15 protein-coding genes, 1 tRNA gene and 1 riboswitch are annotated in these 15,614 nt (G+C 41.9%); of the genes, 15 read left to right on the top strand and 1 reads right to left on the bottom strand.

What is annotated here, in order from left to right; translation table 11 throughout:
• Window positions 1-146: 146 nt before the first annotated feature.
• Together uvrC and B4U37_RS16325 are read left to right on the top strand one after the other, a co-directional pair.
• Window positions 147-1,919 carry an excinuclease ABC subunit UvrC gene (uvrC, locus tag B4U37_RS16330; RefSeq protein ID WP_088019047.1) on the top strand — a complete coding sequence of 591 codons (1,773 nt, stop codon included), beginning with the start codon at window positions 147-149 and terminating at the stop codon, window positions 1,917-1,919.
• A gap of 70 nt (window positions 1,920-1,989) precedes the next feature.
• A riboswitch (Lysine riboswitch) is annotated at window positions 1,990-2,176 on the top strand.
• A gap of 152 nt (window positions 2,177-2,328) precedes the next feature.
• Entirely contained in the window at window positions 2,329-3,570 is a 1,242-nt protein-coding gene (locus B4U37_RS16325; RefSeq protein ID WP_088019046.1) for an aspartate kinase, read from the top strand.
• 311 nt (window positions 3,571-3,881) lie between these two features.
• On the opposite strand, the gene B4U37_RS16315 is transcribed toward B4U37_RS16325, so the two are convergent.
• The gene (locus B4U37_RS16315) at window positions 3,882-4,313 is read right to left on the bottom strand and encodes a YslB family protein (protein WP_010195754.1); all 432 of its coding nucleotides are present in this window, start codon (window positions 4,311-4,313) and stop codon (window positions 3,882-3,884) included.
• 352 nt (window positions 4,314-4,665) lie between these two features.
• Here B4U37_RS16315 and B4U37_RS16310 point away from each other — a divergent pair, with 352 nt between their 5' ends.
• From B4U37_RS16310 to B4U37_RS16255, 13 genes are all read left to right on the top strand, one after another.
• Window positions 4,666-5,274 carry a succinate dehydrogenase cytochrome b558 subunit gene (locus B4U37_RS16310; protein WP_060664849.1) on the top strand — a complete coding sequence of 203 codons (609 nt, stop codon included), beginning with the start codon at window positions 4,666-4,668 and terminating at the stop codon, window positions 5,272-5,274.
• Window positions 5,275-5,302: 28 nt separating this feature from the next.
• Entirely contained in the window at window positions 5,303-7,063 is a 1,761-nt protein-coding gene (sdhA, locus tag B4U37_RS16305; protein WP_088019044.1) for a succinate dehydrogenase flavoprotein subunit, read from the top strand.
• Window positions 7,060-7,827 carry a succinate dehydrogenase iron-sulfur subunit gene (gene sdhB, locus B4U37_RS16300; RefSeq protein ID WP_034774763.1) on the top strand — a complete coding sequence of 256 codons (768 nt, stop codon included), beginning with the start codon at window positions 7,060-7,062 and terminating at the stop codon, window positions 7,825-7,827. The genes sdhA and sdhB overlap by 4 nt, the downstream gene beginning before the upstream one ends.
• A 483-nt stretch (window positions 7,828-8,310) precedes the next feature.
• Window positions 8,311-8,775: an acyl-CoA thioesterase gene (locus B4U37_RS16295; protein ID WP_088019043.1), complete on the top strand. Its 465-nt coding sequence runs from the start codon at window positions 8,311-8,313 to the stop codon at window positions 8,773-8,775.
• A gap of 117 nt (window positions 8,776-8,892) precedes the next feature.
• Window positions 8,893-9,117, top strand: a complete 225-nt coding sequence (gerE, locus tag B4U37_RS16290) for a spore germination transcription factor GerE (protein WP_047972062.1) — start codon at window positions 8,893-8,895, stop codon at window positions 9,115-9,117.
• A 246-nt stretch (window positions 9,118-9,363) separates the two neighbouring features.
• Window positions 9,364-9,819, top strand: a complete 456-nt coding sequence (locus B4U37_RS22270; RefSeq protein ID WP_063560031.1) for a MarR family winged helix-turn-helix transcriptional regulator — start codon at window positions 9,364-9,366, stop codon at window positions 9,817-9,819.
• A 9-nt stretch (window positions 9,820-9,828) separates the two neighbouring features.
• On the top strand, window positions 9,829-10,638 hold the full coding sequence (gene racE, locus B4U37_RS22265; protein ID WP_010195782.1) for a glutamate racemase: 810 nt from the start codon (window positions 9,829-9,831) through the stop codon (window positions 10,636-10,638).
• 140 nt (window positions 10,639-10,778) lie between these two features.
• Window positions 10,779-11,864 carry a GerMN domain-containing protein gene (locus B4U37_RS16280; RefSeq protein ID WP_088019042.1) on the top strand — a complete coding sequence of 362 codons (1,086 nt, stop codon included), beginning with the start codon at window positions 10,779-10,781 and terminating at the stop codon, window positions 11,862-11,864.
• A gap of 95 nt (window positions 11,865-11,959) precedes the next feature.
• Window positions 11,960-12,721 (top strand): ribonuclease PH, encoded by a 762-nt coding sequence (gene rph / locus B4U37_RS16275; RefSeq protein ID WP_088019041.1) that lies wholly within the window; start codon window positions 11,960-11,962, stop codon window positions 12,719-12,721.
• Window position 12,722: 1 nt separating this feature from the next.
• Window positions 12,723-13,325 carry an XTP/dITP diphosphatase gene (locus B4U37_RS16270; RefSeq protein WP_088019040.1) on the top strand — a complete coding sequence of 201 codons (603 nt, stop codon included), beginning with the start codon at window positions 12,723-12,725 and terminating at the stop codon, window positions 13,323-13,325.
• 10 nt (window positions 13,326-13,335) lie between these two features.
• Window positions 13,336-13,839: a metallophosphoesterase gene (locus tag B4U37_RS16265; RefSeq protein WP_088019039.1), complete on the top strand. Its 504-nt coding sequence runs from the start codon at window positions 13,336-13,338 to the stop codon at window positions 13,837-13,839.
• A gap of 330 nt (window positions 13,840-14,169) precedes the next feature.
• Window positions 14,170-14,246, top strand: a tRNA-Arg gene (locus B4U37_RS16260).
• 358 nt (window positions 14,247-14,604) lie between these two features.
• On the top strand, window positions 14,605-15,609 hold the full coding sequence (locus B4U37_RS16255; RefSeq protein WP_088019038.1) for a tetratricopeptide repeat protein: 1,005 nt from the start codon (window positions 14,605-14,607) through the stop codon (window positions 15,607-15,609).
• Window positions 15,610-15,614: the final 5 nt, after the last annotated feature.

The following is a 15,614-nucleotide window of genomic DNA, read 5'->3' as shown; positions in this document are numbered from 1 at the left end:
TATATCAATAAAACCGTCAACCAACACCCTCCCAAAATCCCATCCCATCATCCCCCACTAATCCTAAAACTTCCAAATGGAACATACGTACGAAACAAGGTATAATAGTTACATACGAAAAAAATCTTTGGTTGGGAGGAAAAACATTGAACGAATCATTAAAAGAAAAACTTGCCATACTGCCTGACCAACCGGGATGTTACCTGATGAAGGACCGTCAAGGAACAATAATCTATGTCGGAAAGGCGAAAGTGCTAAAAAATCGTGTACGCTCTTATTTTACAGGAAGCCACGATGGCAAAACGCTACGACTTGTAAATGAAATTGTAGACTTTGAATATATTGTGACGTCCTCCAATATAGAAGCGCTGATATTGGAACTCAATCTTATAAAAAAACATAATCCTAAGTACAATGTCATGCTGAAAGATGACAAACGATATCCTTTTATTAAAATTACAGCGGAAAAGCATCCGCGTCTATTAATTACCCGCAAAGTGCAAAAGGATAAAGGGAAATACTTTGGGCCATACCCAAATGTTCAAGCCGCAAATGAAACGAAAAAGCTTTTAGACCGAATCTATCCGCTCAGAAAATGCATGACGCTGCCAGACAGGGTTTGCCTCTACTATCACATGGGTCAATGTCTGGCTCCATGTGTGGAACATGTATCTGAAGAAACGAACAAACAAATGGTCGATGGAATTGTCCGTTTTCTTAATGGAGGCTACAAAGAAGTCAAAACCGAGCTTACCGAAAAAATGATGAAAGCCTCTGAAAACCTGGAGTTTGAACGGGCACAAGAATTCCGAGACCAAATCATTAACATCGAAGCGACAATGGAAAAGCAGAAGATGGAGATGAATGACTTTGTCGACAGGGATGTTTTCGGATTTGCTTTTGACAAGGGATGGATGTGTGTGCAGGTCTTTTTCATCCGCCAGGGGAAACTGATTGAACGAGATGTGTCGTTGTTTCCGATTTATAATGAACCGGAAGAGGATTTCCTTACATTCCTCGGGCAGTTCTATTCTAAGCAAAATCATTTTGTACCAAAAGAAGTGATGCTGCCTAGTCAAATTGACCTGCCGGTTGCACAAGAACTTTTACAAACCAATGTCCTTCAGCCGCAACGTGGTAAAAAGAAGCAGCTGGTGGATTTGGCAAACAAGAATGCAAAAGTGGCCCTGGGAGAAAAGTTCTCCTTGATTGAACGGGATGAAAGCCGAACCATTAAAGCAGTCGAGAACCTTGGGGAAATACTGGGTATCATGACCCCGCATCGCATAGAAGCGTTTGATAACTCGAATATTCAAGGAACGGATCCTGTTTCTGCCATGGTGGTATTTATCGACGGGAAACCTGAGAAACGTGAGTACCGTAAATATAAAACCAAAAGCGTCCAAGGACCTGATGACTATGAATCCATGAGGGAAGTAGTCAGAAGAAGGTACACGCGTGTATTGAAAGAATCATTACCGCTCCCAGATTTGATTGTAATTGATGGTGCCAAAGGCCATATGAGTGCGGTAAGGGACGTCCTTGAAAATGAATTGGATTTATTTGTTCCGATTGTCGGTCTTGCGAAAGATGATAAACATAGAACGAGTAACCTTCTTGCAGGCGAAGATGCCATGATTGTTCCGCTTGAGAGAACAAGTCAAGAGTTCTATCTTTTGCAGCGAATCCAAGATGAGGTTCACAGATTTGCGATTACGTTCCATCGTCAAATTAGGAGTAAGAGTGTTTTTCAATCAATACTTGACGAAATCACAGGGGTTGGGGCAACAAGGAAAAAAGCGCTTATGAAACACTTCGGGTCTGTCTCAAAGATGAAAGAAGCCACAGTGGAAGAAATACAAGCTGCAAAAATACCGAAGCAGATAGCTGAAGAAATTTTTAAAAAACTTCGCGAATAGGTGTTGTAAGGAATCTTATTGTCTGATATAATCACTATTAATTTCATAATGTGCCACTTCAAATCGATGAAGTGATGATAGAGGTGCGAACTTCAAAAGTATGTAATCGGAGAAGAAAGAGCTTCCGAGATGATTACGGAAAGGGGAGGATCGCCGAAGTAAAAAAAAGTCTCTTTTTCTTTTTTTTACTGGTTCTGCGTTTAAGAAATGTAGGACTGTCAGGTTGTCTTTGTGCTGCCTGGAGAGCTATCTCACCGCGTGAACGGATTCTTTATTTTACCAATCACAGCAATGAGACATTAGCTCATTGCTGTTTTTTTATATCCCAAAAAAGCTGCCATGGCTAAATGCGTACTGAGAACTATCTAACATTATGATGAGACTAATCAATGAAAAAGGAATGGTGCACATGTCAACGATTGTTGTACAGAAATTCGGAGGAACATCAGTGGGCTCGGTTGAACGAATTCAGCACGTTGCAAGTCGAGTCATCAGTGAAGTGGAAAACGGAAACAAAGTGGTTGTCGTCGTATCAGCAATGGGTAAAACAACAGACGAATTGCTAACATTAGCAAATGCAATTAACCCCCATCCAAGCAAGCGCGACATGGATATGCTTTTAACAACAGGCGAACAAATCACCATCTCCCTATTGGCAATGGCATTGCAAGTTAGAGGCCATGAAGCAGTATCCTTAACAGGCTGGCAGGCAGGAATCCGCACAGAGCCTGTACACGGGAACGCAAGAATTACGAATATTGAAACAGATTTGTTAAAAAGTTATTTGGATGCCGGTAAGATTGTCATTGTTGCGGGCTTCCAAGGAATTACTGCTAATAACGAGATTACTACACTTGGCCGAGGCGGTTCCGATACAACAGCGGTTGCATTGGCTGCTGCTTTGAAGGCGGAGAAGTGTGATATTTATACAGATGTGACCGGAGTATTCACAACAGACCCTCGTTATGTAAAAGGGGCAAGAAAGCTTGCGGCAATTGCTTATGATGAAATGCTGGAACTGGCAAACTTAGGGGCAGGTGTACTTCACCCGCGTGCGGTCGAGTTTGCAAAAAATTATGGCGTGCAGCTGGTTGTACGATCCAGTATGGAAGAGGAAGAAGGAACGATTATTGAGGAGGAAGTATCCATGGAAAAAAATCTAGTTGTCAGAGGAATAGCATTCGAAGACCAAATCACGCGCATTACCGTATGTGGATTGCCAAATGAACTACATACATTATCCACGATCTTCACAACATTAGCTCAGCACAGTTTGAATGTAGACATCATCATTCAAACGAGCATGGATAAAGATACAACAAATATTTCGTTCTCTGTTAAAACAGTGGACGTAAAAGAAACGATTGAAGTGTTAGAGCAACATCAAGGCCGTCTAGGATTCACAGGTATTGAGCAGGAGAGCGGTTTAGCGAAGGTTTCCATCGTTGGTTCTGGTATGGTTTCCAATCCCGGGGTCGCAGCGGAAATGTTCCAAGTTCTTGCTACAGAAGGCATTCATGTCAAAATGGTCAGCACATCAGAGATCAAAGTTTCTACTGTCGTTGATGTTGCGGAAATGGTTCGTGCAGTTGAAGCACTACATGTGGCATTTAAGCTCGGTGAAGAGTCTGTTGAGAGAGTATTAAGCTAAAAGAATAGTAGTTTTTGTTTGTGGAGTGCCCTTTTCCTGTGGAGAGGGTGCTTTTTTGTTGTTGGAGGACGTGCTGCGGGGGATTTACTGTCCGTAAAATAGAAATCCGAGCCGAACGGAGCAAAATACGAGCCAAACTCATGCAAATACGAGCCAAACTCACCCAAATACTGTCCAAAAATAAAAAATACATGCCGTTCGACAAGGAACGACATGTTCTATTAAATTGCCACCCGTAAGGCAGTATAACCCAAAACCCAGCAACTAAACTAAACTAGCTCAGGCTAACCACCCTGGAGGCAGCAACACCATTACTTATCCCACTGCACTGTAATCAATATTTCTTTTTTCTTTTTCTGTTCTTCAATCGCTTCCGCAGTTTTGCCTTTTAGACGTTGGATCTGTTCAGCAAGAAATCCTGCTTCAAGCTGGAAAGTCGCGTCTTTATTCAAGTCAAGGCGGCGCGTCACCATTTCCCCGCGGATCACGTACTTTACTTCATGCTTGTTCTGTTCCAATAGTTCAAGTTCTCCCCAGCCTGCTTCTTTAAAAAATTGGCCGATTCCCTCTTGAGTATCAATGGTAAACTTGCGTGCAAGCTGCTTTCCTGCCCAATAGATGACCTGGGTATGATCTTTCCCCAATAGGTCAGGTAGGAGCATATCGCGAATCAGTTCGTACCCGAAGATAGGGACTTGAATTTGTGTGTCCATCACTTGTTGTTGGTTGTTCGATTCAGTCATTTAGTTCCCCTCTTTCTCTCTGTTCATTATATACCATCCTACCGGGTTAATAAATGAAACGTATGGAGTATTTTATTCTATTAATATATTTTTATATTTTTCTGAAAATTATCTAATGGTAAAAGTATTTTTAAAAGTACAATTTTTGGTCGCGTTTTCTTGACGCTACACATATAGGGGAGTAAAATAAATATGTCACATATTTGTCGATATATCTGTAAAGGCTTTCATTATATTGAAAGTTTAAAAAACGAGATGGAGAGTTCAATGATTTTTTACTATAATAGATAGTGAAAAGCAGAACTTACAAAACATCTAATCTATTTTCTTACTTGAAAAAGGGGGTTAAGTGATGGCAACTGAACGTGAATTTTTACTTCGTAGGCTCCACTCGTTACTAGGAGTCATTCCTGTGGGTCTTTTCTTGGTTCAGCATTTGGTGATCAACCACTTTGCGACAAAAGGGCCAGAATCATTCAACAAAGCGGCACATTTTATGGAAAGCTTGCCGTTCCGTTATGCACTAGAAATTTTTGTAATCTTTCTTCCAATCTTATTCCACGCTATCTACGGCTTATATATTGCTTTTACAGCAAAGAACAATGTAAGCAAGTATGGATTTGTTCGTAACTGGATGTTTATGCTTCAACGCTTTACAGGAATCGTTACATTAATTTTTATCGTATGGCATGTATGGGAAACGAGAATCGCAGCTGCACTTGGTGCGGACGTTAACTACAACATGATGGCAGATATTTTATCTAGTCCGTTCATGTTCTGGTTCTACCTTGTTGGGGTAATTGCAACAATCTTCCACTTTGCAAATGGACTTTGGTCTTTCTGTGTAAGCTGGGGAATTACAGTAACTCCTCGTTCTCAACTTATTGCAACCTACGTAACAATCGGGATTTTCTTTGCATTATCATTCGTAGGGGTACGTGCAATTCTAGCATTCGTTTAATCAGCAACTATTAAGGAGTGAGTTACATATGAGTAAAAAAGTTATCGTGGTAGGCGGTGGACTTGCGGGATTGATGGCAACCATCAAAGTCGCGGAAGCCGGTGTACCAGTTGATCTATTTTCATTAGTACCAGTTAAACGTTCTCACTCAGTTTGTGCCCAGGGTGGAATAAACGGGGCAGTAAACACTAAAGGAGAAGGGGATTCTCCTTGGGAACACTTTGACGATTCCGTATACGGAGGAGATTTCCTAGCGAATCAACCTCCTGTAAAAGCTATGTGTGAAGCGGCACCTGGTATCATCCATCTATTGGACCGTATGGGAGTTATGTTCAACCGTACTCCTGAGGGATTACTAGACTTCCGTCGCTTTGGTGGAACGCAGCATCACCGTACAGCATTTGCTGGAGCAACAACAGGTCAGCAGTTACTATACGCACTAGACGAGCAAGTTCGTCGTCACGAAGTATCCGGTCTTGTAACAAAGTATGAAGGTTGGGAATTCTTAGGTTCTGTTATCGACGACGATGGCGTTTGCCGCGGAGTTGTCGCACAAAACCTTACAAGCATGGAAATCGTATCATTCCCAGCAGACGCGGTTATTATGGCAACTGGTGGACCTGGTATCATTTTCGGTAAATCAACAAACTCTGTTATCAACACAGGTTCTGCAGCATCGATCGTGTATCAGCAAGGTGCTTATTATGCGAACGGTGAGTTCATCCAGATCCATCCGACAGCCATTCCTGGTGATGACAAGCTTCGTCTGATGAGTGAGTCAGCTCGTGGAGAAGGTGGACGTGTTTGGACATATAAAGACGGTAAACCTTGGTACTTCCTTGAGGAAAAATACCCAGCTTACGGTAACCTTGTACCGCGTGACATCGCAACACGTGAAATCTTCGATGTGTGTGTAAACCAGAAGCTTGGTGTTAACGGTGAAAACATGGTGTACCTGGATCTTTCTCATAAAGATCCGAAAGAATTGGATGTCAAACTTGGCGGTATCATTGAAATCTATGAAAAATTCATGGGTGACGATCCACGCAAAGTACCAATGAAAATCTTCCCTGCTGTTCACTATTCCATGGGCGGAATCTGGGTCGATTATGACCAAATGACAAACATCCCTGGATTATTTGCTGCAGGTGAATGTGATTATTCTCAGCATGGTGCAAACCGTCTTGGAGCGAACTCCTTACTATCTGCAATCTACGGTGGTATGGTAGCTGGTCCAAAAGCAGTAGAATACATGAATGGATTAGAAAAATCCACCGATTCTCTTGGAACGTCTCTTTTCGATCGTTATGTAAAAGAAGAAGAAGCAAAGTGGAACAAAATCATGACAATGAACGGCACAGAGAATGCGTATGTGCTTCATAAAGAGCTTGGAGAGTGGATGACAGACAACGTAACAGTTGTTCGTTACAACGACAAGCTGAAGCAAACGGATGAAAAAATTCAAGAACTTCTTGAGCGTTATGATAATATCAACATCCACGATACGGCAAAATGGAGCAACCAAGGAGCGGCGTTCACTCGTCAGCTGCAACATATGCTTCAATTGGCTCGTGTTATCACAATCGGTGCATACAACCGTAATGAGAGTCGTGGAGCGCATTACAAACCGGACTTCCCAGAGCGTAATGACGAAGAATTCTTAAAAACAACAATGGCGAAATTCACAGGTCCTAAATCTGCACCTGAGTTCCATTACGAAGAGGTAGATGTAAGCTTGATTCCGCCGCGTAAGCGTGACTACTCTAAGAAAAAAGGGGGTAAAGAATGATGGCTGAACAAACTAAAACTGTAACGTTTAAAGTGAAGCGTCAAGATGGTCCCGAGGGAACCCCTTACTATGAAACTTTTGAATTGGCATACCGCCCGAACATGAACGTAATCTCTGCGCTTATGGAAGTTCGTCGTAACCCCGTCAATAAAGATGGAAAAGAGACGACTCCTGTAAACTGGGATATGAACTGTTTGGAAGAAGTATGTGGAGCATGTTCAATGGTCATCAATGGCAAGCCGCGTCAATCCTGTACAGCGCTTGTGGACCAATTGGAGCAACCAATCGTACTTGAGCCGATGAGCACATTCCCAGTTGTACGTGACCTTCAAGTAGACAGAAGCCGCATGTTTGATTCCTTGAAAAAGGTAAAAGCATGGATTCCAATCGATGGCACATACGATCTTGGACCTGGTCCTCGTATGCCTGAGAAAAAACGCCAATGGGCATATGAGCTTTCCAAATGTATGACATGTGGGGTTTGCTTGGAAGCTTGCCCGAACGTAAACAGCAAGTCCGAGTTCATCGGTCCTGCACCACTTTCCCAAGTGCGTCTATTCAACGCGCATCCAACTGGGGAAATGAACAAGTCTGAGCGTCTTGAAGCAATCATGGGAGATGGAGGTCTTGCAAACTGCGGTAACTCACAGAACTGTGTGCAGTCTTGCCCGAAAGGTATTCCGCTTACTACATCCATCGCTGCGCTTAACCGCGACACGACGGTTCAAATGTTCAGAAACTTCTTTGGTTCCGACCAAGCTTAACCAACAGAACGCCTCTTTGCGAAAAGAGGCGTTTTTTACAAATATATATATCTAAAAATTCAGAATGATTTAAACGACAGTTGATTTCCGTTCCAGGCGCTTCGCTTTTCTGCGGGCGGTCCGGGAGCCTCCTCGGCAAGCCTGAGGGGTCTCCCCTGTCCCTTCCTCCCGCGGAAGTCTGCGCGCCTTCCACTACAATCAACTAGGTTGATCCCTTCAATTTTTATAATTCTAAAGCAGTTCCCCCCCTGTTGACTGAAGTGCAAGGTGTGAGACTCCTCAAAAATGCTAACGCATTTTCTTCGTGAGATGAATTGCTGCCGAAGCCTTCCTTGTCCTGCGGGGGAGTAACGGTAGATTGAGACCCCACAGGCGAAGCCGAGGAGGCTCAAGCACCGTCCCGCGAAAAGCGAACACCTGGAACGAAAGGAAAGAGGGAGTTATACCGAACATCAATATTTTAAATTAGAGGAGGAATAGGTTATGAAAAAACTAGCTTATATAGAAGATTTGCAACAATGGATGAATGAGTTCTCATTCAGTCATGGAGTAAGAGTAAGATTTTCTGAAACTGATATGTTCGGACACCTTAACAACACAGTACCGTTCGTCTATTTTGAAGAAGCTAGAATCGAATTCTTCAAAAGTCTCGGCTTTATGCAAGACTGGACGCAGGCAGGAAGCAACACCATTCCAGTCGTAGCCGATCTGCAATGCGATTTCCTGCAGCAGGTTTATTTTGGAGAAGAGCTTGAAGTATCCGTAAAAGCACAGCAAGTAGGAACATCTTCTGTTGATCTGCATTACTTAGGTAGAAAGGGGAATGGAGAGCCGTGTTTTGTCGGAAGAGGACGTATGGTACAACTCAATAAGCACACTGGAAAAGGGGAAGCATGGAGTGAAGAACAACGAAATCTCTTTCTTTCCCGAGAAACATTGAAAAAATAATATAAAATACGAATAAATACATGTAACTCCCGCCCTCCTTCTAACATATTATACCATGACTAAATATACACCCATCCGCTAGTTCAGCTCTGGCTAAGGCAAGGAGGGTTACAATTATTGAAGGAGAAAGAGTTTCAACCAAAGCCATTGCTTACCAAAAGAGAAAGAGAAGTATTTGAGCTGTTAGTTCAGGATAAGACAACCAAAGAGATTGCTGGTGAGTTGTTTATCAGTGAAAAGACAGTTCGGAACCACATTTCAAATGCTATGCAAAAGCTGGGAGTAAAGGGGCGTTCCCAAGCAGTTGTCGAGCTTCTTCGCATGGGAGAATTAGAGCTTTAACTTAAACTGCCGACTATCTTCTGACCAAACAGTTAAGAGTGGTAGTCGGTTATTTACCTTTGAATAAACCCAAGTATTTCTATGTGGGTAAATATGTTTATAAGCCTTTACATCTTGCATTTTATATGAAAACATAAGAAAATAAACATACTAGACACAGACTACATGACATCTATGTTCAGATAAGCAACTTATCTGGAGAAAAGAGCTTAGATAAAAAGAAAAAGGGAAGAAAGAGGGTCGAGAATGACGAATCAGAATGAAGCAGTATTGCAGGATCCACAATTGGTAGCAGATATTGAGAAATCGTTAAGATACATAGCGACTTTAGTAAAACAAAAGGGTCGCGAAATTTTAAGCAATTACACCATTACTCCTCCGCAATTTGTTGCACTGCAATGGCTTCTTGAAGGTGGAGATATGACAATCGGTGAATTGTCCACAAAAATGTATTTAGCTTGCAGTACGACCACAGATCTTGTGGACCGTATGGAAAAGAATGAATTGGTTCAACGTGTGAAGGATCCTAATGACCGCCGTGTTGTACGCATTCACCTTTTAGAAGAAGGAGAGCGTATCATTGCTGAAGTGGTGAAAAAACGTCAGGACTATTTGCAAAACATACTAAAGAACTATTCCAAAGATGAAATTTTCATGTTAGAAAAGTGTTTAGCACGATTACATCTAGAAATGAAAGAATGAGGGATTTAGTTGCAAAGACCAATTGGAGTTATTGATTCTGGTGTTGGCGGGTTGACCGTTGCGAAGGAAATTATGCGTCAGTTGCCGAAAGAGCGCATTATTTACTTAGGAGATACAGCGCGTTGCCCGTATGGACCTAGGCCTGTTGATGAAGTTCGTCTATATACATGGGAGATGACAAGATATTTATTGACGCATGATATAAAAATGCTTGTTATCGCCTGTAACACAGCAACTGCTGTCGTGTTGGATGAGATACGGGAGCAGTTGGACATCCCGGTAATAGGAGTAGTGGACCCTGGGGCTAGAACGGCCTTGAAGGTTACATCCAATTATCAGGTTGGTGTCATTGGGACTGTAGGGACCATCAACAGTGGTGCATATGCCAATGCATTGAAATCCATTAACAATGAAGTAAAGGTAGAAAGCTTGGCGTGTCCAAACTTTGTTCCATTAGTGGAAAGTGGCGAATTTGAAGGAGAGCGTGCGAAAGAAATAGTGGAAGATACCCTTCACCTATTTAAAGGGTCGAAAATAGACACACTAATTCTTGGCTGTACGCATTATCCGCTGTTAACCCCTACCATTCAGGCGGTTATGGGGGATGGCATTCAATTAATCAGTTCTGGTGATGAAACAGCTCGCGAAGTAAGTACTATCCTTAACTTCAAAAAACTATTGAATAAAAAACAGCGTACAGAAAACCATCAATTTTACACAACAGGTTCGAAAGAGCTTTTTGAAAAGATAGCAAGCAAGCTTTTTGAACAGCCTATTGAAAATGTACAGACGATTGTGTTGGATCCGATTGGGATATAAGAAATAAGGAAACAGGACGGAGGCTTTCCGCCCTGTTTTTTTGCGTTCATTTTGTGGGACAAAACTTTTTCCAAAGCTCGGTCTATTTTTGGGAATAGCTCGTATACATAGTAGTACAAACCGTCTTAGGAGGGAAACCTATGTCTCATAAAAAAGTGAAATTGACTGCTGCTGCCGTGCTTGCTTCTTCTGTATTGTTATCTGGATGTGGATTATTTGGAGGTGACGAGCAGGCAGGAAAAGAAGAGGATATTCCGCAAGATGTTTCATATGTAGATGATGCCGCAAGTGAAACTGGTGCAGAAACGGATACATCAGGCGAAGAAACGGATGGGGAAGAAGCAGCTGTTTCAGAAAATGTGCAAAGAGAATTATACTTAATTGATAGTAATGGATACGTTGTTTCGCAAACCTTAGAGCTTCCAAGAACTGATGAAGTAGCGAAACAAGCTTTAGAATACTTAGTTGCCGGAGGTCCGGTGGATGAGTTGCTTCCAAACGGTTTTAGAGCCGTTCTGCCGGCTGGGACGGAAGTGGACGTAAACCTTAAAGAGGATGGGACGATTGTCGCTGACTTCTCGAAAGAATTTGCTAATTATGATAAAGCAGATGAAGAAAGAATCCTTCAAGCCATCACTTGGACACTGACCCAGTTTGAAAATGTGGAAAAGGTGCAAATCATGGTCAACGGGCATGAGCAAACAGTGATGCCAGTCAATCAAACGCCGATTGGCGATGGTGTGAGTAGAGCAAATGGAATTAATTTTAATACTGCTGAAGCGGTGGATTTAATGAATTCCCGTGCTGTTACATTGTACTTTATGGCAGAAAGCAGTAACGGAGACCCTTACTATGTCCCTGTTACCTCACGTTTAAATTTGGAAGGGAAAGAAAAGTTTTCAGCGATTGTAGACGCGCTGATCAATGGTCCTTCCCATACTTCCGGTTTAACCAATGATTTGTCAAATGAAGTGGCCCTTCTGGATGAGCCGGTACTGGCCGATGGAAATCTGGTATTGAACTTCAATGAGGCTATCCTTGGCCTTGAAGGAAGAATTGTATCAAAATCCATTGTTGATTCACTGGTTTTGACATTGACTGAACAAACAGGGGTTGAAAGCATTGCGATTACGGTTGATGGGGAAGGCGGTTTGATGGCAACGGATGGAACAAACATTTCAGAACCTGTCGCACGCCCTGAAAAAGTAAACACAGGAAGGTTTTAACGACTGAATTTTGTTATACTAAGGGAAGAATGATTAGAAGAGGTGCTATGCTGCCTCTTCTTTATTTTTATTGGAGATAAAAGGAGCTAGTAAGAATGTCAAGAACAGATGGTAGAGAGCAAAATCAATTAAGAGCGATTGAAATAATTACGGACTACATTACACATCCTGAAGGATCGGTATTAATTAGTGTTGGCAACACGAAAGTAATTTGTTCTGCCACGATAGAAGACAGAGTGCCCCCTTTTATGCGCGGTGGAGGAAAAGGATGGATCACAGCAGAGTATTCCATGCTTCCACGGGCAACCGAAAAAAGAACAATGCGGGAGTCCACGAAGGGCAAGGTCACCGGCAGAACAATGGAAATTCAGCGGTTAATCGGTCGAGCTCTCCGTTCGATTGTAGAGCTGGATAAAATAGGTGAAAAAACAATTTGGATCGACTGTGATGTCATTCAGGCGGACGGGGGTACAAGAACGGCGTCTATCACCGGAGCTTTTGTGGCGATGGTTCTAGCTTTTCAAAAACTAGTAGAAGCAAAGAAAATAGCAAGTCTCCCTGTTACGGATTTTTTAGCAGCGACATCCGTTGGCGTGATGAAAGACGGCCAAGCCTTGCTTGATTTAAACTACATAGAAGATTCCACTGCCCAAGTGGATATGAACGTCATCATGACCGGCGGTTTGGATTTGGTTGAACTGCAAGGAACGGGAGAAGAAGCAACTTTTACAAGAAAACAGCTTAATGAACTGTTGGACTTGTCTGAAGAAGGTATTTTACATGTGATAGAGGAACAAAAGAAAGCTTTGGGAACATTGGCACAAAGTATTATCGATAGAGGAAAAGGAGAAAATTAAGATGATGGAAATAATTATTGCGACCAATAACCCTGGAAAGGTAAAGGATTTTAAAGTGATTTTGGAACCAAAAGGATTCCAAGTGAAATCTCTTGCTGATTTTCCTGAAGTACATGACGTAGAGGAAACAGGTACAACTTTTGAAGAAAATGCATTGTTGAAGGCAGAGGCGGTGTCAGCACACCTTGGGAAGATTGTGCTCGCTGATGATTCTGGCCTGGAGGTAGATGCATTAAATGGTGAACCGGGTGTGTACTCTGCACGTTATGCGGGTATGGAAAAGGATGATAGAAAAAATATTCAAAAGGTACTTGATGGAATAAAGGGCGTTCCGGATGAAAAGCGTACGGCACGGTTTGTATGTGTCCTTGCGGTAGTGGATCCTGAAGGAGAAAAGTTTACTGTTCGCGGGACATGTGAAGGAACCATCTCTCAAGAGCCAATAGGGGAGAATGGCTTCGGCTATGATCCTATTTTCTATGTGAATGAGAAACAGAGGACAATGGCCCAACTATCTAAAGAGGAAAAAAGTGAAATCAGTCACAGAGGAAATGCCATCAGTCAATTAACCAATCAGTGGGAGATGCTCTCCCGCAAAAACTAGGAGTGGAAGCATGAAAGTTTTAATTGTTAGTGACAATCACGGACAAGCAGAGGTGCTACGGCAAATAAAGGCCCGTCATCAAGGGGAAGTGGATTTTTTCATCCATTGTGGTGATTCTGAACTTCCTTCTACAAGCGAAGAAATGAAAGGCTTTTATGGAGTAAGGGGAAACTGCGATTTTGACGATGATTATCCTCAACAATTAACCAAGGAAATTGGCAACCAACGACTTTTTGCTACACACGGTCACCTTTATCAGGTGAAATCTTCTTTATTGCCATTAAAATACGCTGTTGAAGAGGAAAATGCGAATATCGCATGTTTCGGCCATTCACATATTGCAGGTGTGGAATATTTGGATGGGATCCTCTTTATCAATCCCGGGAGCATTGAACTTCCTCGTATGACACGGAATAAAACTTATGCTATACTGGATGCAAAAGATTCCTGTTATTTTGTACATTACTATAATGAAAAGGGAGAAAAACTTTCTTCCCATACTTTTGAAAAGTAACAGAAGGGAGGGACTTCCCCTCTCTTTAATAGAAAAAATAAGTGAGTGAAAATTATTTGAGAAAAGTTTTTTAAAAAGTGTTGACTTTAATTTATATATCTCATATAATAAATCTTGTCGCTGCTGATAATTAGTAAATATTTCTTATCGGTGAGTACATAATACATTATCTATTATAATGTCCCAGTAGCTCAGCTGGATAGAGCACGATCGAATACGCTTCCTGAAAAAGCTTCAGCGTACCGATTTTGAAACGGCTCTGATTTACTCCTAGCAAAATCGGGACGACGGTAGTACAGATTAACTATTGCAAGAATTTATTTTAATAATGTCCCAGTAGCTCAGCTGGATAGAGCAACGCCCTTCTAAGGCGTGTGTCGGGGGTTCGAATCCCTCCTGGGACGCCACTTATTTAAAAACACTATGTGCATTTTTATGAACACTTCTTCTAAAAGAGTGTTGATAAAAATGATGGCATGGTGTTTTTTGTTGTATAGTTTTTATAGAGGGATTAGGAATGGTCTATGATCCCGAAGCGCCATAGGTCAAATAGAAGCGGTCTATACGCCCGAAGCGCCGTGAAAGAAAGTCCAAAGGTCAAATAGAAGCAGTCTATACACCCGAAGCTCTTTACTAAAAACACAAAAGGTCATATAGAACTATTTCAGCTCCGAATCTCCACCCTTTCGCTTGTGCTCCCCTCTAATCATTGATAAACTTGTTTCAAATATTTCACAACAATAAAAATAGGACGGCTACCTACATATGAGAAAAGAGAAAAAGATCGTAGAGTTCCCTAATTTAAAACAAAGACTGCTCGAAAAAGCCATGCAGACCATGAAAGAAAAAAAGTTCTCGGAGGCTTTGGAGCTTTTTGAACAAGCCCGTGAAAATGAGTATGCTTATGCAGAAGTAGAGCTTGGCATGGTTGTTTGCTACATGGAACTTGGCCAGTTGACAGAAGCGAGAAATCGTTGCAAGAAAATGCTGCGAGAAGATATCGGCGATTATTTTCATGTGCTTCAGATATACATAACAATTCTTATCCAATTAAAGGAGTATGGTGAAGTCAAAACGACCATTGAAGCAATCCTTGAAGAAGACAAGCTGCCTGCTCAATATGCGCAAAATTTCTATCAGCTTTTAGAGTTTGCTAGAAAGATGCTTCCTTCAGAAGAAAACGAATCAATGGAACCAGATTATAACGACCAAGAGGATGAATTGTTTTTGCTTCATGAAGGAAATGTCCAAAAACAATATGAACTTATCCAATCGTTGAAGCACCGCAACATTCGTCCGCTAGTTCCTGAAATTGAAAAATACTTAAAGGATGAACTCAAGCATCCCGTTTTGAAAACCTTCCTGGTGCACCTTCTGATTGAACAAGGCTGGGACAAGGAAACAGAAGTATGTAAAATGGGTCAACGAACCATCATTGTTCCATCCAACTTAAAAAGTGGCGAAGAGGATCCTTTCTTAAATAAAATTATTTCTATACTAGAAGATACAGTGGAAAGTGATAATCCCTCTCTTTTTGAAGGTTTAAAAGAGATGTTAGTCCGAATACATACAGTTCAGTTTCCTTTGGCATTCACCCCCGATAAACCGGAAGTATGGGCTGCTGGACTGCACCATGCCGGGGTGGAATTGTTTGGTTTGGAAGCAAGCGATGAAGAGCTTGCAGCACAATACGACGTTTCCACTCTCGAAGTTAAGTCAGTCACACGTGAAATCAATAAGCTTGAAGATTTTTCATATTTACGATTATGAGGCTA

It is taken from the genome of Sutcliffiella horikoshii (genome assembly GCF_002157855.1).
Lineage (GTDB): Bacteria > Bacillota > Bacilli > Bacillales > Bacillaceae_I > Sutcliffiella_A > Sutcliffiella_A horikoshii_C.
This window is presented reverse-complemented; position numbering and strand designations above follow the sequence as displayed.

Coding starts and splice junctions, on each gene's coding strand:
- B4U37_RS16325 (WP_088019046.1), top strand. CDS start 2,329: ATGTCAACGATTGTTGTACAGAAATTCGGAGGAACATCAGTGGGCTCG.
- B4U37_RS16315 (WP_010195754.1), bottom strand. CDS start 4,313: ATGACTGAATCGAACAACCAACAACAAGTGATGGACACACAAATTCAA.
- B4U37_RS16310 (WP_060664849.1), top strand. CDS start 4,666: ATGGCAACTGAACGTGAATTTTTACTTCGTAGGCTCCACTCGTTACTA.
- sdhA (WP_088019044.1), top strand. CDS start 5,303: ATGAGTAAAAAAGTTATCGTGGTAGGCGGTGGACTTGCGGGATTGATG.
- sdhB (WP_034774763.1), top strand. CDS start 7,060: ATGATGGCTGAACAAACTAAAACTGTAACGTTTAAAGTGAAGCGTCAA.
- B4U37_RS16295 (WP_088019043.1), top strand. CDS start 8,311: ATGAAAAAACTAGCTTATATAGAAGATTTGCAACAATGGATGAATGAG.
- B4U37_RS22270 (WP_063560031.1), top strand. CDS start 9,364: ATGACGAATCAGAATGAAGCAGTATTGCAGGATCCACAATTGGTAGCA.
- B4U37_RS16280 (WP_088019042.1), top strand. CDS start 10,779: ATGTCTCATAAAAAAGTGAAATTGACTGCTGCTGCCGTGCTTGCTTCT.
- rph (WP_088019041.1), top strand. CDS start 11,960: ATGTCAAGAACAGATGGTAGAGAGCAAAATCAATTAAGAGCGATTGAA.
- B4U37_RS16270 (WP_088019040.1), top strand. CDS start 12,723: ATGATGGAAATAATTATTGCGACCAATAACCCTGGAAAGGTAAAGGAT.
- B4U37_RS16265 (WP_088019039.1), top strand. CDS start 13,336: ATGAAAGTTTTAATTGTTAGTGACAATCACGGACAAGCAGAGGTGCTA.
- B4U37_RS16255 (WP_088019038.1), top strand. CDS start 14,605: ATGAGAAAAGAGAAAAAGATCGTAGAGTTCCCTAATTTAAAACAAAGA.